Below are 19,279 nucleotides of genomic sequence, written 5' to 3' on the forward strand. Positions count from 1 at the left end.
TTTTAATAAGAATGGAATGGGTTAAATTTTTTTTCGAGAGTTAAAAGATCTTCTCTACTATCACTCAATAAGCTCTTTTCTTCTAACCTAAAATAGAGACAGCGTAAAAAATGTTTGAAATTAATCCTGCGGTTCCTAGAGACCATGTTTCTGCCATTAATCGCATCCTGTTTCTTAAGCCACTCCATTAGGATTGAAATTGGTACTTTATTTTGTTCGACCATCGAACAGACTGCCAGTGAAATTCGCTCATCTTCCTCAGCCGTAAATACCTCTTTTCCATTTTGGATCAAGCTTAAAGAAGCGTTCATCAACAATTCACATTCTTTTATCCCTGTATAACGGCTTTTTACACACTCATCAATCACATCTGCAATATGTGCCGGGGCATGTGCCCATCCTTTTTTCTCTATGTAGCCACGATCATCTTTTTCTAGTTCACAATATGCGGCGACTTTAGTGATCACTTGCTGATAAGTTTCCATATGTAAAAATTCATTACGATTATCCCTGATTAATAGTAAAGCAATTAAAAGGGAAGAAAAAGACCTTAGGAATACACTATCTGTATTTGACTCACCAATTTTATAAAACAGCATTTTTTCTGAAAATGCTTGATCTAAGAGATTCTCTAATTGTTTGTTATTCAAAAAGTCCTTTGTTAAAAGCCACCTGTTCAAAACGGAATATCCTAACTCGTCTCGCAGTTCTGGATCTGTTGAACCTAAAATACTGATTACTTCCTGGACAGCTTCAAATTCGTCTTTTCCGACTGGGAGGTTATAATCTTGACTTACGATCTTTTGCAACTGCTCTTTATTCATCGGAACAGCCTCCTATCAACTAAAAGCCGCCTCTAGTGGCGGCTTCTTTATTATACTTTAAACTTGTTGATCGCCTCATTCATTTCTTCTGCCAACTGAGAAAGTGCATTGGATGAAGATGAAATTTCCTCCATGCTCGCAAGCTGTTCTTCTGCTGATGCAGAAATTTCTTGAGTAGCAGAGGCTGCTGTTTCTGCCATTGTTGAAATTACATCAATTGAACCTGCCACATGCTCCGTACTAGCTGTCATCTGCTGAGTTGCGGCTGTTACATCTCCTGCTTGATCGGAGACTTCTGCCACACTCTCATAGAGACTCTTGAATGCTTCACCAGATTGATACACGAGTTCTCTTCCGCCTGTTATTTCTTCAGTTCCGCTCTTCATGGCTTCTACTGCCTTTTCCGTCAGCTCCTGAATACTCCCGATCAATTGACCGATCTGCTGTGCTGATGCAGAAGACTGTTCTGCTAACTTCCGAACTTCATCCGCAACTACTGCAAAGCCTCTTCCTTGTTCCCCGGCTCGTGCAGCTTCAATCGCTGCGTTCAATGCGAGAAGGTTCGTCTGACCAGCAATGCCGGTAATAACATCCAAAATTTTTGTGATCTCTTGTGACTGATCACCTAATTCTCTAACCACATGGGATGTGCTGTGCATTGAAGCATGGATGGCATCCATCTGACCAATCGTTTGTTGAATGGTTTTATTTCCGCCCTCTGCTACTGAAAGAGAACGAGATGAAGCTTCAGACATGTTCTGCATACTCACCGCGATCTGCTGAATACCAGCTGAAAGCTGATTCATGGCTTCCACGATATCTTCAACCGTTCTAACCTGCTCTTGTGATCCGCCTGCGACTTCCCCTATTGTTGTTGCCACTTGTTCTGTTGCCATACTTGTCTGTTCTGCCGAGGCTGTTAACTCTTCCGAGGAAGCAGCGACTTGTTCTGCTGTTGCTTTTACCTGCCTGATAAGGCTAGCTAAGTTCGTGCCCATATGGTTGATGCCATCTGCAAGCATTCCGATCTCATCTTTATTTTTTATCTGTATCGGTTCCATCGTTAGATCCCCGTCTGCGATGTCATTCAGCATCTGTGCCATCATGACAACAGGTCTAGAAATCATGAGTGAAATGGTGTAACCGATCGCAATCGCAGCAGCTACTATAATAATGCCTAGAATCGTTATAAGGGTAACTATGAATTTTTCTTCTTCAACAACTGCCAGCTTACCTTCATCCATCAGGTTAGCTTGCCTTTTTGCCATTTCTTCAGTAACGTCACTCATTTCCCTTCCTAGTGGAAATAAAGTGCTTTTTGCATATTCGTTTGCGGCACTCATGTTGCTCATCGAGTTTTGCAGAACTCGATCTGACTCATTTTTGTAGTCGTTGTTCAGGTAATAGATCTTTTCAAGTCTATTTTTATCTGCATCCTCTTTAACGAGCTTCAACGTTTCATTTACAAGTGTCTCTATACGGCTGGTAGCGTCGGTTAGCTTCGCCTTGCTGTCTGAAGATGGCTCTAGCAAGTATTCACGCACACTGTTGTTTTGTACAGTGGACTGAAGCTCTATCTCTTTAGCATTTTGAAAAATGACAGATCTTCTATCTAGCAGTTCACTATATGTATGTTGCATATCTTTTAAAAAATAAAAGAAAACACCACACGTTGCCGCAAATAAAACAGCAATTGTTAAAAATGATCCAACTAGCTTTCTTCTTAACGTCAGCTTCATACGTCACCTCTTATACATTTCTGTTTTTAAAGATAACAGGGCAATTAAGCACAATAACGAGATGATCATCCTGCTTTGAAACACCCTGAATCAATGAATCTTTTTTTGCATTAAAGCTTCCTGGTGACTGTATGGAACCAGCTTCAATATCTATAACATCTGTTGCGGCTTCTGTTAACAGACCTAAATAGCTATCCTCATGTTGTAAGATTACGATCCTAGCCTTATCTGTTTTTGCTGTTTTGTTATTTCCGATCAGATGCCCAAAATCGATGATCGGGATAACATTTCCTCTAAGATGGATAACTCCCAACACCTCTTTATGCATCTCTGGCATTGGTGTAATCTCTAACACCCTCTCAATGGACGCAACATGGTCAATAGGCAGACCATATTGTTCTTCACCAGCTGTTATGATCAAAATCTTTAAAGTTTGAGTACTAAGTGACATCTCACTTACTCCTTTTCTAGGTATTTCGACGTTAAACAATAGTCATAAGTCCTATTCCTTTTATCGGTTACGCATTTAGATTGTTTTAGTCCTAAAATGGAGTGTAAACAGCTTGAGAGGTTATTTTTCTTAGAGCAGTGAGAAAGCATCAATTTTCACTTTATGAGTTTGTTCTGTTGGGGATTAATACGTAAAAAAACGCCCGAGCATTTTCGCTCAGGCGATATTTCATTTTCAAGTTAAGTTCTATATTTTTTCTCACTGTTTGGCGGGATGGTAACTTCGAACTCGATAAATTGCTTTGTTCCATACAGCTGGGTCTCGACCACTTTACCCGAAGAAGGTGTAGTGAGTGACTGATTCTTCTATATTTCCTTCAAACGTTTTTTAGCTTCTTCCTCTTCAAACGAACTATAGATGCGATAGTGGTTTTCATCTAAAATACGGTAATGCTGACTGATCACGTTTTGCTGAAGCCGATAACCTTTGTGTGAATCGATCTCCTTCCACCAGACATGTCCGCCCCATGTTTTTTCTTTCGATCTTGCCACATACTGATGGACAACTACTTCCAACACATCAAGAGGATTGCCGCCCAGTGTGTTGTTTAAAATTTCGGAGTTGCGAAAAAGAGCACACAACGCAACAATAACTGTCCAGCTTGCTTTAATTCTTTCTTTTTCGATTTGAACGAGTGTTTTTTTTGAAATCCCCAATATATCAGCCATTTTATCTTGTGTATATCCTAGTTCAGTTCGAACGAGTTTAATCTTGCCGGTTAGCAGAGCCACAATTTCGTCTTGTGTCATCAAAAAAAATCTCCTTTTATCCTTTTAGGAACATTTTACACAAAAAACTCCTTTCAACAAAACAGAAAGGAGTTTAGCTATACGTATATGGCTCCCAATGAGAAAGATCATAGAGTCCTGTGTTTATTCTAGTGCTCTCTTCTTCTAGTAGAGATAATAGCTCGTTCGGAAGCTGTTCATGATGGTTTGCTAGATTCATCTCATCATTTGGCGATGAGATAAGTACGGTAAACAGTTTTTTGTTTTCCATATTCATCCCATGGACGTGAATATAATTTAAATCTTTAATACGGTAGACAAAAAAGATTCGGTACTTTTCCATTTTCCCACACTCCCTTACAAATCAGTGTGGTCATGTATACCATTCTATAAACCTCTATTTTGATGGAACGGGTGCTGTTGGCAGTTCTATCTCCACACGAGTCCCTTCATTTTCAACTGATGAGAACTGAATGGCTCCCCTGTGTTCTTCAATGATCTTGAAACATACCATCAGGCCCAAGCCTGTCCCCTTTTCTTTTGTCGTATAAAAAGGTTCACCAAGCGTTTTTAGCCGTTCTGCAGGAATTCCGCAGCCTTGATCTTTTAGATCGATAACAACAGAATCATTCCGTGCACTGATCTTAATATGGATCTCTCCATCTTTATCCATGCTTTCTATTGCATTTTTTAATAGGTTAATAAAGAGTTGTTTTAACTGATTCTCCACCCCATAAACAAGGGGGATATGATCTGAAATGTTAACCCAGATCTGAATGTTCCTCATGATTGCCTGGGTTTCTAATAGTCTTACCACACTGTAGATAAGTTCTTGAATATTCGTATGTTCAAAGCTTACGGCCTGTGGTTTGGCAACTAGCATCAGCTCTCCAACGATGTCATTTATTCGATTTAGTTCAGATTCCATGATTCTCAAATATTCTAACCGAATCACATCATCCGCATCTGTTAATAGTTTTGTAAACCCCTTTAAGGAAGTTAACGGATTCCGTATCTCGTGTGCCACACCTGCAGCAAGCTCTCCAAGAACAGATAGTTTCTCCGATTTCAGCATTAGTTCTTCTGTTTGCTTTGCTTTAGTTACATCTCTTGCAAAAGTAACTAAACTTTCAACTTGACCTTCCTTCGTCATTACCGGCACTCCACGAGTTTCTAATAGAATCCAGTCTCCGTTCTTATGTTTCAGCTTAAATTCCGTTTGGAAAGGCTCCTTTTTCACAAAAGCTTTCATAAAATGATCTGATAGATCTTCCATATCTTCAGGATGAACAAGATCAATGATCGCTCCTTTAATTGCTCCTTCTTCATAACCCAGAACTGTATAGTGGGAAGGAGATACATACTGAATCAAGCCGGATGGATCAATTACAGTGATTAAATCGGTTGAATGTTCTGCGATCAAACGATATTTTGCCTCACTTTCACGTAGAGCACGCTCTACTTTTTTCTGTGAGGTAATATCCCGATATACAATAACAAACCCCATGATCTTACCATCCATGTCACATATGTTGGAAAAGGAGGCAGACACATCAAATACTGTTCCGTCTTTGTGAATACGCTGGGTTTCATGCAGAGGAACAGACTGCCCTTGTTTTAAGAGATCGATGATCTCCCTTGATTCATTTTGTAAATGCAACGGTGTAATAACCGGATATGCTTCATTATCCTCTAAAAAATCCTCTTCTGCCCAGCCAAACATTTGTATAAATGCATCATTCACCTTAATTACTTCTTGTCTCGTATTTAATATGAGAATGGCATCTGTTGTACCTTTTAGTACTGATTCCAAAAGGTCAAGTGCAACGCTGAGTTCTTCTTCCTTCTGTTTATGCGGCGTGATGTCCCTACCAGTAACAACTAATACTTGCTGTTTCCCGTCCTTTGTAAAGGTTGGCTGTTTAATGAGTTCGAGCATGATCGTCCTGCCGTTCCTCAGTGGAATTTTTTCAGCCGTTTTTATAGGTTTTCTTGATTCCCATGCTCTTTGATCAGAACGCTTACACCTCTCGATCGCTTCCTTGGAGAGTCTAGTATCCATTTCCTCCAGACTTTTCCCTTTATATTCATTGTGATCTATTCCGTATATTTTTAATGCGAGCTTATTTGCTTCTGCCCACGTTCCATCTGGGTATCTCATACACACGAATTCAGGCAGGACATCAATCATTTCTTTTAAAGTGGCAACTGCAGGAAGTTCGTCCTGGCTCATTACTTTCATTTTTATCCACCCTTTTTTTACGAAAACTTTCTTAACGTCTATTATTTAAATAAAAGGTTCTCGTTTCCTTCAAAGATTTTATGAATTCATACGTCAAATTAATTCGTTTTTCGCCTAAATATGACAAAAAAGACGCTTCCTTTTTAGAAAGCGTCTTCGATAACTGCTGGCGATTAAACGGCTTTTACCGCTTCTTTTAGCGATTTTCCTGGCTTAAATGCAGGTACATTGCTTGCCTGGATCATGATTTCTTCACCAGTTAGAGGATTACGTCCTTTTCTTGCGTTGCGGTTTCGTGTTTCAAATGTTCCAAAACCGATCAATTGAACGCTTTCTCCGTTTTTCAAAGCATCTGTAATGGCATCCAGCACCGCATCAACAGCAAGTGCTGATTCCTTTTTGTTCATACTTGTTGCATTTCTTACTGCATCTACTAAATCCATTTTTTTCATTATAGATATCTCCCTTCAAACATTAAGAATAACTGCTTGTGTAGCAACATTATTAACGAATAATGGAAGTTTCATACAGGAAGATATAAAATTCCGAAAAATATTTATATAGTTTACTAAGTATTATCTTAAAAGCCTTGAATGCTCATTCCGCCATCCACAAATAATGTTTGGCCATTCACATAATTAGCGGCTTCACTGGCTAGAAATACAGCCGGACCAACAAGATCAGGCAGCTCGCCTACTCTTTTTTGGGGCGTTACGGCTAAGATATCATCTAAGTAGCTTTGATCGGCAAGCAATTTTTCTGTAAGAGGTGTCTTAAAGTACCATGGACCAATACTGTTTACATTTATTCCATACTGTCCCCATTCAAGTGCAAGGTTCTTAGTCATTTGAATAATCGCCGCTTTTGTAGATGCATAGACTACCCCCGTTCGTAAGGCCACATGCCCCGCTACAGAAGAAATGGTAATGATCTTGCCTCCGCCTGCTTCTTTCATTCTTTCTCCTGCTTTTTGAGAAAACCAGAAAGCTGAACGAAGATTTGTATTCATAATGGTTTCCCATTCTTCGTCAGAAACATCCAGTGCCCTTGAACGTATGTTCATTCCTGCGTTATTTACAAGTATATCTACTGTTACGTGTTCTGAATCTAAGGTTTCAAAGATTTCCTCTACCTGACCCTTATTTGTAACATCTGCTTCAAAAAGGTAGGCTTTTGTGCCAACTCGATGAATAAACTCTGCTGTTTCCTCCAAATCGGATTGTGTCCTGGAAACAATTACAACGTCAGCCCCTGCTTCTGCATAACCGATTGCGATCGCTCGTCCGATTCCTCTTCCAGCGCCCGTAACAAGGGCTGTCTTCCCTTTTAATGAAAATGATGGTAAGTACATGTGTATGCCTCCTCTATTTAATTGAAAAGTTCAGGTGATATCGTAAAGAAACGGTGTTGATCTCCCAGATAAGTATTGGTGCCGGCATCTTCCTTCATGCTTGTGATGCTGATCTGATAAGGAGAGTGGATTGGTGCATCTTCATCTTTAGAAACTGTTTCCACTGCATGCTTTTGAATCCCAGATTTCACAATATCCCACAAGGTGCTTTTTTCATCCTCCAAAGATAATTCTCCAGAGTTCGTGAAACTCGTATAGTACATATCTCCATCTGGTACCATTTCTTTTAAACCATGCAGATCTAACGCCTGAAAATAGATTCCAGGTGTTGAAATATAATTTTGATTCACCATCATATCAGTTTCCTCAGTTATAACATGAGGAATTATCTTGTATTGCCCATCCGCCATCTCGATCCATGCATTCATACTTCTATCGTACTTATAATAATAAACCTCATAGTTTAATTGCCGAATCATCCCATCTTTATCAAATGAGAGTTCAAGATTGTTTATGGCGAGTTCTCCCTCTGGATCCAGTGCTGATTTAACTTTCTCATACTCTTCATAGAATTTCATTTCAAATGCATTTTGTGTAGACGCTTTCACATGAATGATCTGTTCGTAATACGCTTCGACAGAATAAGAAAAAAGTATTCCAGATAGAAATGAAGCTGCACCTATGAAAGCTGCAAGCTGTTTAGCCTGCTTGTTCACACGTACTTTAGGAAGGATAAAGATAAAAAAAATCGCGATTCCAACAGGCAGCACCCATGTTTCAAGACGAAAAGTAAACGTCCCAAGCAGAAAGCAGCCGATTAGTTTCCACCCTATATACTTCTCATCACGTTCCGCTTTTTTTAAGTAAACGAATACGAGCAGAGCTATGAAGATTAGAGAAATCCCTAAACCCAGAAGTGTTTCAAGCTGCACCTTTCTACCACCCCTTTTTTTTGGATATTTTTATTAAGTTTAACAAAAATATGGAACATACAGACCGTTTTTTGTAATTAATTGAAGGGTTTCTTTGTGAAAAAAGCACTTACTCTTGAAATCACATAAAAATCGCTGAACTTCACATAAAAATCGCTGAACTTCACATAAAAATGAACCATCATCACATAAATACTTAATTTCCTAATTTTTTTACACCCTAGAAAAACCAACAGAAAAAAAAGACATGCCCCAAAAGACATGCCTTTACGACTCTACCCACTCTTTTCTAAGCGTGAACAAATCCTTTAATTCATCTGTTGAAAGTTCAGTAATCCAGTTTTCACTCTGAATTACTTTTTCTGAAAGCTCCTTCTTGCTTTCAAGCATCATGTCGATCTTTTCTTCAAGCGTGCCGAGCGTAATCATCTTATGCACCGTTACAAACTTCTTTTGGCCAATGCGGTGAGCACGATCTGTCGCCTGATTCTCGACTGCTGGATTCCACCATCTATCGTAATGGATAACATGGTTGGCTTCGGTCAAGTTCAATCCTGTTCCACCAGCTTTTAGTGACAGGATAAAAATAGCATGTTCTCCATTTTGGAAACTTTCTATCATTTCATCACGTTTTTGCTTGGATAAACTTCCATGTAAAAATAGGACTGGCTTGCCGAACTTCTTCTCAACATATTTTTTTATAAGCTCACCCATAAAGATAAATTGAGTAAAGATCAGGCACTTCTCATTCTTATCAAGTATGGCATCAATTAACTCGATCGTCTTTGCAAACTTAGTTGATTGATCTTCTAATTTCCCCATTTTATCGTTCTTCGTGTAAAGAGCCGGGTGGTCGCAAATCTGTTTTAGTTTCCCAAGCATCGCAAGCAAAAGACCGCGTCTCTGCATGCCTGTTACTTTTTCGAGCTGTTCAAATGTATCCTGAACCAGTCTTTCATATAAGGAAGCTTGCTCTTTGGATAGCGGACAATATTCTTTGATCTCTTGTTTTTCAGGTAAGTTAAGCTGAACTGATGGATCCATCTTTGTACGGCGGAGTAAGAATGGCTGTACGAGCTGCTTTAACTGCTGTAAGCGCAAGCTGTCATTCTCTTTCTCTACAGGTGCTACAAATTTTTTCTGGAACGAAGGCTCACTTCCTAGGTAACCTGGATTGAGGAAATCAAAAATAGCCCATAGTTCGAGCAGCCTGTTTTCAACTGGTGTACCCGTAAGTGCGATCTTATGGCGTCCATTTAGCTTTCTAATGCTTCTTGACTGTTTCGTATAACTGTTTTTGATGTTTTGCGCCTCATCAAGCACAATTGCTTCCCAAAACGTCCCGCTCATCTCGCTAAAATCAAGCTGGCAAGTCGTATATGAGGTTATTACGATATCGTACTTTTTGTACCATTCTTGAAATTCTTCACCCTTTTTCCGATTCGCACCATAATGAAGACCAACTGTTAGCGACGGGGCGAAGTTCTCCAATTCTTTTTGCCAGTTTCCAATTACTGAAGTAGGGCAAACCAGTAAAAACGTTCCTTCCTGTTCCCCTTTTTCTTTTACTTTTAAAAAGTAATCAATTGTTTGAACTGTTTTTCCAAGTCCCATATCATCTGCCAAACAGCCGCCAAGACCAAACCTGCGAAGGAAATACATCCATGAGCTTCCGGTCTTTTGATACTCTCTTAACGATCCATTCAGATCTTCAGCTTTTGGTTCGACCGGAAGTGTTTTAATCTCGGAGAGTTGATCCATCCAACTATTTAGCGGTTCATCCCATTCCATGTCGAGCATAGGACCTTCAGATTCCAAGTCATCTTCTGCCGGGTTGGTTTCCATGTTTAACAGATGCTGTTCTAGAACATCTTTTAATTGGATGCCTGTGCGGTCCACATTTTTAATTAAGTGCCGGACCTGCTTCATCCATTCAGGGTCCACTCTGTACCATTGGCCGTTCCTTCTGACAAGTCTCCTGCTTCCGTCAACAAGTTTACGGAATTCTTCTTCTGATAGTTCTTCATCCCCTGTAGAAAGTCTCCAATCAAATTGCATGATTGCATTTAAACCAAGGAAAGATGGTGCTCCACCAGCAACTTGTGATTTCGTTTTAATCTTGGCTTTTACTTTAGGCTGAAGCTCTTGCACCGTTTGCCACCACTCTGGAAGAAGAACGGAAATGCCTATCTGCTTTAAAAGATCACTTTTTAACGTTAAAAAGTCCCAAGCCTCTTTTTCAGAGATCTCACTGCGAACCTCTTTACGGTTTGTTAGCTTAAGCCAAGAGATGAGTTTTGACACGAGTTCAATATCAGATTGAAGCATCTCTTGATAAGGTTTCCATTCATCAGGGAGAAGAGAGCTTCTGCCATTATACGGTACACGGATGCCATCCTCTTTTTCTTGAAGAAAGACGTCAAGATGCCAAACATCCTTGTCTGCTGCATCCTCATCCGGTTCTGTTAATTCAAAGATCAATTTAAAAGGCTTTGGATCTTCTCTCCAGCCTATCTTAATTAGCCATTCATCCTCATCTATATGGCTTAAAGCAGATATGACCTGTCTTGGTATCCCCCTCATTCGATCTCTGTTAAAGCCTGAAGGCATAGAGATGGCATCAACATTCGGCAATGTAGAAAGAGCCTCATTCACCCACTGAGATTCAATTCGTTTCCCTCCTGTTTTCCATGCCCACACCCCTGCCTTCCAGCTTTCAAAATCAGGAGTCACTTGATCCTTTTTCATCAAGCTATACACTTCGTTTGCCTCTTTTACAAAAGTCCATGAATCCCTTTCCCAGTTATTTTCAGATAGAAAGAAATCAGGATACCGATTAAAAAGTGCAAACGCTTCTCCAGCATTCAAATATATATTTTGATCTTCATCTATATCAAGCATTGTTCCGTAAAACGATGGTTGATGCCACGTAAATAAAAGAGGTTTCCAGTCGTTTACATGCACTCTTTTCTTATGATTAGTGGCCCATAAAACGATATTGCCATGAAGCCATTTAGCGTGAAGCAAAAGATTGCTTGTATCGATCATGAAATAAACTTTCCTTTCCTCAGCTCTTCCTGAAAGGCTCTTAGTCGTCCATAAACAGTAGCGATCTGGTCAATGTATTGCGAGAAGCGTTCTTCGTCTCCTAGTTCAAAATATAGTGAGCGAAGAGTTTTTAGATGTTTAATAGCAGACTGATAGGATTTTCTAGTCCGTTCGTTGATCAGCCTGTCGATCGCTTGATGATAAATGGGCAGAACTGTTTCTTTTTGAAAGGATACGACCTCTTTTAGGTCCTTTCTTTGGATCAATTCCGGAGAATAGCCCATGATTATTTGCAACTCTACCCATCGTTCATGTTCACCAATAACCATTAGATATTCCCCGTACTCATAAAACGTGATCGGCAAGAATTCAATAAGCATCTCCTCATACTGATCTTCATCACCCGTATGTTGTGCATATTTCCAAAAATAATTTAAATACTCGTGAAAGAACTCACGGGAATCCGAATGATAGTAATAGGTGCCGACTCCGTCTAAGAAGTTAGGCTTCAAATGCAGCAGCCATGATAAAAGACGGGTCCACTCTTGTTTGTCTACTAATAATTTCATCCATACAAGGTAATGAACCATGTCTATTTTCTTCTCGCTTTGGCTCAAACGTTCAAAAGCAAGCTCGTCTTTACCGCTGGCAAAAGCAAAATGAACAAGCGCCAACTCAAGCATCTGAGAGGCCTTCCCACTCTCTCTTTCCTCCAAAAGCTGTCTTTCATATTTTTCAACCCACGCTTGTTCAACATAAAGAAGCGACCAGCTGATCTGAAAGAGATAAAAAAGTAAGTGTCCCCATTTTGCAGGTATTTCGTAAAGACTTTGGAAGTTTCTTAAACTTTCTTCGATTAGCTGCTTGTTTTCCAAAAGTAATTTTTCACTATTGATCTGCTTTAATGTCACATACATTTGGTCTGAAAGCTTTTCAACTGTAGCATCAAAGTTTGCTTGCATGTAAGATGCTACTCCGTATTGTCCCTCGAATGAAAATAACCGTATCAACGTTTCGATCTGTACGTGATATTTATATAATAAGGCAATATCTTCATCAAAAAATTGACCTGCATTTAAGAGAGCTGGATAGTAATCACGATAGATATGAACAAATGTATAGCTTGTATCTTTTCCGTCTGCTAGATCGCGAAAGGAGACGGTCTGCATCTTACGTCTCTCAAAGGTTTCGAACCGCTCCGAAAAATATTCACGCCACAGCTGAACAGCATGTGTATTTTGAACCTTCTGTTCAGGCGTATCAAAGTGTTTTTGCTCATTGCTATTTTCATCAGTCGGCTTCACTCCGTCTCCCCCCTTCCGTTTTATTACCAATTATAGCAAAATCAATGTCCAATCATTCACGTATATCATATCTATTTTATAGGAAACAAAGTAAATTGACCAAAGAAAACACATTGTGGCATTTAAACTGTTCTCTTTCTTACCGATAATAGAAGTGAATCATCAACTGAACGAAAAAATAAAAAAGCGCGATCATATAAACTTCTTAAAAAAGAAGGACTCGAAGCTTTCGGAGCTATCTCTATTAACTTAGATGTGTCATCCAGCCGCTTTAAAGAGCTCCATCGCCGCTGCTAATTTGTATTGTAAGGGAGATTTACCTATGAAGGAGAACACTGTTCAAGAACGGATCAGCTTGTTAAGAGAAGAATTGTATCGAATTTCAAATCAACTTAATTATGAACTTACACACCCTAAACTAGTAACGGTTAGTCAGCAGCTTGATCAGCTGTTAAACCAATATACAAGGTTGGAACAAAAAGCATAATAAAATGGTCCTTAGAGGCCATTTTATTCTTGCTCACTTTAAATTTTTCTTCTTTTTTCAATTTGACCCAGTATGCGTTTAATTTTCTCATCTGCATACTGACCGTGATCATACCTTTACGTAAAAGCTTCTCCACAGCCTCCATATATTCTTGCCCCATAATTCCCAGATGTAAGACCTGCTACAACAACCGTAATGATTCCTGAAACATGAATGGCTTCAGCGATTAATAAACTTCCGTAAAAAAGAAGAATGGAAAACCCGATTTCTAATGGCCCCAACCGTTTTGCATTTTTTCACGCAAATGGTGAAAAGCAGTCTCCTCTCTCCATTTTTCATCTATTATGTTTCTCTAAACCACAATCCTTCAGACCATGTATTCTGATTCGACAGCCCCTTGCATTTTTTGTGATTTCTTGTAACTTTATCACTATTTTAGACGAAACCCTTTTCCTTTTTGTAAATATATTGCATATTTATTGAAGACAAAATCTCTCATGAAAGTTGTGAAATGTACATGTTATTACAATTAATTGAGGAAAAACGAGAAGTACTGCTATGCCTTGGCAAAACATATGGACTTACAGCAAAGGAAACCGTTATTTGCAGCCAGGAATTAGATCAACTTTTAAATCGTTTGGATGGTTTTCAAATTGATTCCAACGACAAGAAATAAATATTTGTCTATTTCCCAGGAAATTTGTCGAGATGGATAGTATCTCCTTATGAATTATCATTGCTCCCCCCCCTTAACCAATTACTACCTTATTTACCTATTATTATATGAAAATAATATTGTAATCACTTTGTTATCTTCTCCTAATGAGTTTGTCATATTCAATTAGTATAATTGGCAACCGAGGCGTATTTAACCAATAATACATATTAGGAGGAGTTATCATGATAAAAAAATGGGTAATTACAGGGGCTCTAGCATTCGGATTGCTCGTTTCTGCTCCCGTTAGCGGATTTGCGGCGATGGGTGATCACACTCTCCGACCAGGTGTTTGGGACAATGACGTATATGAACTTCAAGGTAAATTAAAAGCTATGGGCTATTTTGATTTTGCAGTAACAACCGGCTATTATGGTCCCGTTACCAAGCAAGCTGTAACAAACTATCAAAGAGCAAAAGGCTTATCAGTAGATGGAATTGCAGGACCACAAACATTTAATAGTATCCAAAGCAGTATTCAAAAAAAGGTTATGACTGTTTCATCAACAGCATACACAGCGAATTGTGAAGGGTGCAGCGGCACCACTGCTAATGGGACAAACCTTAAAGAGATCCCTTATGCAAAAGTAGTTGCTGTTGATCCAAACGTTATTCCAATGGGATCTGTTGTATATGTACCTGGATATGGCTACGCAGTAGCTGCTGATACAGGCGGAGGAATTCAAGGCAACGAGATTGATGTATACATGAAGAATTATTCAGATGCAGTCAACTGGGGCAGAAAAAATGTAAATATCACAATCATAAATTAACACGAGATGGGGTTTGACACCCCATCTTTTTTATTGCTCACTTATTGTTTAATAAGTGAGTTTTTTTCGTTTCATTAATTTCAAAAATATTACATTTTTTATTTTCTAAATATTACAATAATGGTATGGTGGAACTATATCCCTTTGAGAGGAAGTTTCATTTATGAATATATTGAGCCAAGTAACTCGTATAAAAAACGCTATTGCAGAAGTGCTTACTGGAAAAGATGAACTCGTTGAACTAACGATGATCGCTATTGTCAATAAAGGACATCTCTTGTTGGAGGATGTTCCGGGGACAGGAAAGACCGTTCTTGCAAAAAGCCTTGCCCGTCTGATTGAAGGAGACTTTAAACGTATACAGTTCACACCCGATATCCTGCCTGCTGATATAACAGGCATCCAGTTCTTTCATCCCAAACATCAAGAATTTGAGATGCGTCCTGGTCCTGTTATGACTAATATTTTATTGGCTGATGAGATTAATCGTGCAACCCCTCGTGCCCAATCCAGTCTTTTAGAAGTTATGGAAGAGCGGCAAGTTACCATAGATGGTGAAACACTTAAGCTTCCTTCTCCATTTTTAGTCATTGCAACACAAAACCCAATTGAATCCCATGGAACATTTCCACTTCCAGAAGCACAGCTAGACCGTTTCTTTATGAAACTTCCTTCTGGTTATCCTGATTTTCATCAAGAAAAGGAAATGCTGCACATGTATCGTACAAAAAACCCGCAAGATACGCTTAAACCAGTCTTCTCCTTAGAAGATATTTTAGTGATGCAGCAAGAGGTTCAGGAAACCCGTGTAAGTGATGAAGTAGAAAATTATCTGCTCTCGGTTGTACAAGCTACACGCAGTCATGAATTTATTGAGAACGGCATTTCTCCTCGAGGAACCCTTGCTTTTATGAGAGCGGCCCAAGGTGCTGCCTACATTCAAGGCAGAGCTTTTGTTAAACCTGACGATGTTCAGTTCGTTGCTCCTTATGTTCTTGCACACCGCTTAGTTCTTACAATGGAGGGAACGATGAGAAAAACAAAAGAACAGGTGCTGAAAGAAATCCTGGAATCCATTAATGTGCCTGTTGAATCTGAGGCAGGAAGATAACATGCAGTGGAGTAATCAAGTATGGGTTAAACCAATCTTTCGAGCAATGGTTCTATTCAGCCCTTTACTTTTCGTAATCGGCTTTTACCGTAACATATCCTTTCTATTTTTATTGGGTCTGATCATCATGTTCTTATATGGAGCGACATTATTACAGTTTAAATCAGCCTCTCGGGAACTAATGATCGATCAGGCTAAACAAGTGTATCGTTTGTTCCCTGGAGATTCTGATGAATTTTATGTAAAACTGCTTCATAAAGGGAAATGGCCTTCTTTCAGAGGGGAACTCATTTTCACTCACCGGGATGTCATTTCAGAAAAGAACATACAAGATGTTAATCAAGGTTCAAAAGGCAGGATTGAGTTAAAACGCCCTTTTGCCATTTATCGAAGAACTGCATTTACACAAGTAGTCCCATTCGTGGCTTTAAGAAGAGGAACAACAAGAATCTCGAATGTTACTCTTCAAATTCACGACCCGCTTCAGATTAGCGGTCAGTCATTGGGTTATCAGAACTTATTTCCTGTTGAAATTATCGTATACCCCAAACCACATCCTGTTCACCGGATCGAGCACCTTTTTCATGAAGGAAGCGGTGAATCTGCACGGCCGTTTGCACTTTTTGAGAATGCTTCACTTCCAGCTGGAAATCGAGAATATTCATTTGGTGACGCCTTTCATAAATTACATTGGAAAGCGACGGCAAGAACCGGAACTCTCCAAACAAAAGTATTTGAAAAAACCGTTGTTTATCATTGGACGTTTGTATATACCATATTGCCTGATCATAAAGATATGAAATCTTCTGAAGCGATGGAACGTGAAATCAGTTATCTTGCATATATGTGTCAGTTTGCTGCTGAGAAGGGCATTCCATTTGAAGTCTATATTAACTTTAAACTGCCAGGTCCTTTAGGGATGTATCATGTTCCAACCGGCAGCGGTGCTTTGCACTTAAGTAGAATACTAGAAGGTCTTGCACGTATTGATCGTTCAAATGTAACGGTAAGACCGATTATTATGTGGACAAAAATGGACCGGAACTTTGCAGGTTCAGTTCCTTTTATTATCCTCCTCGGACATATTCCTAACGACTCAAATACTCATTTCACGACAAAAAGATGGATTAGATCAGGCGGTAAGATCTTTATTGTGAAGCAAGATGGAAATGAAGCATACTTGATGCCATACACTTCACTGGAGGTCGTTCCATGTTAAATAAACAGCGAATCATTTTGTATGGAATGAATATGCTCTTTGATGCTATGCTTCTCTTTATTATGTATGTTCTCCTTTTACAAGGAGCTGCATGGATGGATCTTGGATTGTTTGCAGCAGCAATAGTGTCTATAGCTGCTGTTAGCGGCGCGATGTACATCTATAAACCCAAGCTATTAAAATTAACACTGGTATGTACCGTTATACTGTCCGCCATTGTATTTTGGTTTGTAACGTCTTCGCTTCTTTTTTCTGCCTCAATCGCTCTGATCCTTCTTTGGAGAAGTACAGAAAACTGGCAGGATCCGCTAAAGGCAGATCTAGAAGCTATCTTTACAATAACAGCAATTTTATCATTGCTCCTCTCGTTTTTTTTCAAGGACGGATTCACTGTCATGTACGGAGCTGTATGGTTGCAATTCATGCTTATGCTGGGAATTAAAATGACTGTCCATTATTTTAAGAACTCTTCCGCGGACAAAGTATGGAAAGACTTTTCTGTCCCCCTGGCACTAGTAGGTTTAAGCGGAATGATCTTCTTCTTCTTAGGACCTCTAAAACGATTCATTTATTGGCTTTTAGATGGTTTTTTGTTTCTGCTGTATTATATAGTGGCAGTGCCATTATGGAAGTTGTTCAGCTTTCTGTCGGTTCCAATTGCCTGGCTGATGAAATTTTTTAATAATGAGGAGGATGGAAAGAGTGATTTTGGGAAAAACAAAGAGATTCTTGAACAAAAGCAAGAAGAACTGTTAACTGATTTCTCTCTTCTGTTGTGGACCTCAGTTGCCTTGCTCGTAATCATGGTTTTGTTGTTTATTTGGAAAAAAAACTTATTGTTCAATCTACATTCAAACGCATTGTTAAACGGCAACGTTTCCGTATTGAATAGTTCTGACCTGGATGACCCTCCATCTAACAAAAGGAGATGGCTACATTCTAAGGACAGGACACGAAAGAAATTTATGCACTTTGAAAAAACATTGGATAAGCGCGGGTTTCCGAGGCTGCCTGGTGAATCCCCTGCCCTCTGGTTTGATCGGCTTCAGTTGTCTGGAAACGAAGCAGAAACTGTTTTACACGCATATGAAAAAGTTCGATACGGTGAAGAAACCATTTCGAATGAAGAATTTAACCGCTATGCAGAGGCTATAAAAAAACTTGAAAAGTCAGATCATCTTCAAAAGAAGAAGCCTAAATAAAGGCTTCTTTTTTTATTCAGTTTGCTGTTCATTGCATCTCACATATTATAGACTAGGGATATAGAAGTAGTAGGAATTACATCTAGGAGGATATGATGACTAAAAAGATCTATGTCATACATGAAAACAGCGAATGGACTGCCCCATTATTTCAGCGTTTTGAAGAGCTAGGTCTTCCCTATGAAGACTGGCACATGGCTAATGGTCATATTGATCTTACCGAGGCTCCACCAGAAGGTATTTTCTATAACCGAATGAGTGCTTCTTCTCACACTCGTGGCCACCGTTACGCACCTGAATACACATCTGCGGTTCTAGCTTGGCTTGAAAGTTACGGTCGGAAAGTGTTGAACAACAGCAGGGCGCTTCAGCTAGAAATCAGCAAAGTGAATCAATACAGCGCATTAAAAGTGTTTGATATTCCTGTTCCCCGTACAATAGCTGCTTATGGGAAGGAAGAGTTATTAAAAGCAGCAAGCAATTTTAATGGTCCTTTCATCACAAAACATAACCGTGCAGGAAAAGGATTGGGTGTTCAGCTTTTTCAATCTCAATCAGCACTTGAAACATACGTAAACAGCTCAAATTTTGATGATTCAATCGATGGAATAACACTTCTACAAGACTATATTGAAGCTCCTGAACCTTACATTGTTCGCTGCGAATTTATCGGCGGCAAGTTTCTCTATGCGGTTCAAGTAGACACGTCTGAAGGATTTGAATTATGCCCAGCGGATGCTTGCCAAATTGGTGATCAGTTCTGTCCTATCACTGAACAACCAGAAGAACCAGAGCCTAAGTTTAGAATAGTAAAGGATTTTGTACTTCCTCTTCAATCCAATTATGAAGCATTTTTACAAGCAAATGGCATTACGTTTGCAGGAATAGAGATCATTACTGATAAAAATGGAAATGTGTACGCATATGATGTGAATACAAATACAAACTATAATCGTGATGCTGAAGAAAAAGCTGGTATTTACGGCATGAAAGCTATCGCAGAATTTCTTGGAAAAGAATTACACGTTTAAATCATTTGTTCCTTTAAGAACGTAAAAAAGGTGAAGCGCTTCTTATCGAAGCCGCTTCACCT

18 protein-coding genes and 2 pseudogenes are annotated in these 19,279 nt (G+C 39.3%); 8 read left to right on the top strand and 12 right to left on the bottom strand.

Annotated features, from left to right (window positions below; all coding sequences use genetic code 11):
* Positions 1-2 precede the first annotated feature (2 nt).
* The 11 genes from IEV52_RS16900 to IEV52_RS16950 all read right to left on the bottom strand — a co-directional run bounded on the left by IEV52_RS16900 (position 3) and on the right by IEV52_RS16950 (position 12,679).
* Complete coding sequence (locus IEV52_RS16900; RefSeq protein ID WP_188403645.1) at positions 3-824, bottom strand: DUF2785 domain-containing protein; 822 nt, start codon at positions 822-824, stop codon at positions 3-5.
* Positions 825-874: 50 nt separating this feature from the next.
* A complete protein-coding gene (locus IEV52_RS16905) occupies positions 875-2,563 on the bottom strand; it encodes a methyl-accepting chemotaxis protein (protein ID WP_188403646.1) in 1,689 nt (562 codons plus the stop codon).
* Between the two features lie 10 nt (positions 2,564-2,573).
* Positions 2,574-3,014 (bottom strand): chemotaxis protein CheW, encoded by a 441-nt coding sequence (locus tag IEV52_RS16910; protein WP_188403647.1) that lies wholly within the window; start codon positions 3,012-3,014, stop codon positions 2,574-2,576.
* Positions 3,015-3,379: 365 nt separating this feature from the next.
* On the bottom strand, positions 3,380-3,823 hold the full coding sequence (locus IEV52_RS16915; RefSeq protein ID WP_188403648.1) for a helix-turn-helix transcriptional regulator: 444 nt from the start codon (positions 3,821-3,823) through the stop codon (positions 3,380-3,382).
* Positions 3,824-3,896: 73 nt separating this feature from the next.
* Complete coding sequence (locus IEV52_RS16920; RefSeq protein WP_188403649.1) at positions 3,897-4,145, bottom strand: hypothetical protein; 249 nt, start codon at positions 4,143-4,145, stop codon at positions 3,897-3,899.
* A gap of 54 nt (positions 4,146-4,199) precedes the next feature.
* Positions 4,200-6,044: a PAS domain-containing sensor histidine kinase gene (locus tag IEV52_RS16925; protein ID WP_188403650.1), complete on the bottom strand. Its 1,845-nt coding sequence runs from the start codon at positions 6,042-6,044 to the stop codon at positions 4,200-4,202.
* Between the two features lie 173 nt (positions 6,045-6,217).
* Positions 6,218-6,496, bottom strand: a complete 279-nt coding sequence (locus IEV52_RS16930; protein ID WP_066236049.1) for an HU family DNA-binding protein — start codon at positions 6,494-6,496, stop codon at positions 6,218-6,220.
* A gap of 128 nt (positions 6,497-6,624) precedes the next feature.
* Positions 6,625-7,395: an SDR family NAD(P)-dependent oxidoreductase gene (locus IEV52_RS16935; protein WP_188403651.1), complete on the bottom strand. Its 771-nt coding sequence runs from the start codon at positions 7,393-7,395 to the stop codon at positions 6,625-6,627.
* Positions 7,396-7,412: 17 nt separating this feature from the next.
* Positions 7,413-8,327 (bottom strand): hypothetical protein, encoded by a 915-nt coding sequence (locus IEV52_RS16940; protein WP_188403652.1) that lies wholly within the window; start codon positions 8,325-8,327, stop codon positions 7,413-7,415.
* Positions 8,328-8,594: 267 nt separating this feature from the next.
* Positions 8,595-11,375 (bottom strand): DEAD/DEAH box helicase, encoded by a 2,781-nt coding sequence (locus tag IEV52_RS16945; RefSeq protein ID WP_188403653.1) that lies wholly within the window; start codon positions 11,373-11,375, stop codon positions 8,595-8,597.
* Positions 11,372-12,679 carry a hypothetical protein gene (locus IEV52_RS16950; RefSeq protein WP_188403654.1) on the bottom strand — a complete coding sequence of 436 codons (1,308 nt, stop codon included), beginning with the start codon at positions 12,677-12,679 and terminating at the stop codon, positions 11,372-11,374. The genes IEV52_RS16945 and IEV52_RS16950 overlap by 4 nt, the downstream gene beginning before the upstream one ends.
* A 322-nt stretch (positions 12,680-13,001) precedes the next feature.
* Between IEV52_RS16950 and IEV52_RS16955 the strand changes: the two genes are divergently transcribed.
* Positions 13,002-13,166, top strand: coding sequence for an aspartyl-phosphate phosphatase Spo0E family protein (locus IEV52_RS16955; protein ID WP_188403655.1), 165 nt, complete (start codon positions 13,002-13,004; stop codon positions 13,164-13,166).
* Between the two features lie 116 nt (positions 13,167-13,282).
* Here IEV52_RS16955 and IEV52_RS16960 read toward each other — a convergent pair whose 3' ends face one another.
* The gene (locus IEV52_RS16960; protein WP_188403656.1) at positions 13,283-13,447 is read right to left on the bottom strand and encodes a cation:proton antiporter domain-containing protein; all 165 of its coding nucleotides are present in this window, start codon (positions 13,445-13,447) and stop codon (positions 13,283-13,285) included.
* Positions 13,448-13,683: 236 nt separating this feature from the next.
* Between IEV52_RS16960 and IEV52_RS16965 the strand changes: the two genes are divergently transcribed.
* The 7 genes and pseudogenes from IEV52_RS16965 (at position 13,684) to IEV52_RS16990 (ending at position 19,217) form a co-directional block, all read left to right on the top strand.
* Positions 13,684-13,842 (top strand): aspartyl-phosphate phosphatase Spo0E family protein, encoded by a 159-nt coding sequence (locus IEV52_RS16965; RefSeq protein WP_188403657.1) that lies wholly within the window; start codon positions 13,684-13,686, stop codon positions 13,840-13,842.
* A gap of 302 nt (positions 13,843-14,144) precedes the next feature.
* Positions 14,145-14,330, top strand: a pseudogene (locus IEV52_RS22670) (peptidoglycan-binding domain-containing protein); the annotation flags it as partial.
* A gap of 36 nt (positions 14,331-14,366) precedes the next feature.
* A pseudogene (locus IEV52_RS22675) lies at positions 14,367-14,654 on the top strand (3D domain-containing protein); the annotation flags it as partial.
* A gap of 163 nt (positions 14,655-14,817) precedes the next feature.
* Positions 14,818-15,765, top strand: coding sequence for an AAA family ATPase (locus IEV52_RS16975; protein ID WP_188403659.1), 948 nt, complete (start codon positions 14,818-14,820; stop codon positions 15,763-15,765).
* 1 nt (position 15,766) lies between these two features.
* Entirely contained in the window at positions 15,767-16,984 is a 1,218-nt protein-coding gene (locus tag IEV52_RS16980; RefSeq protein WP_188403660.1) for a DUF58 domain-containing protein, read from the top strand.
* Positions 16,978-18,186: a DUF4129 domain-containing protein gene (locus tag IEV52_RS16985; RefSeq protein WP_188403661.1), complete on the top strand. Its 1,209-nt coding sequence runs from the start codon at positions 16,978-16,980 to the stop codon at positions 18,184-18,186. Before IEV52_RS16980 ends, IEV52_RS16985 begins: the two co-directional genes overlap by 7 nt.
* 95 nt (positions 18,187-18,281) lie before the next feature.
* Positions 18,282-19,217 carry an ATP-grasp domain-containing protein gene (locus tag IEV52_RS16990; protein WP_188403662.1) on the top strand — a complete coding sequence of 312 codons (936 nt, stop codon included), beginning with the start codon at positions 18,282-18,284 and terminating at the stop codon, positions 19,215-19,217.
* Positions 19,218-19,279 lie beyond the last annotated feature (62 nt).

Origin of the sequence: Fictibacillus barbaricus (assembly GCF_014635025.1) — a bacterium.
Classification (GTDB): Bacteria; Bacillota; Bacilli; order Bacillales; family Fictibacillaceae; genus Fictibacillus; species Fictibacillus barbaricus.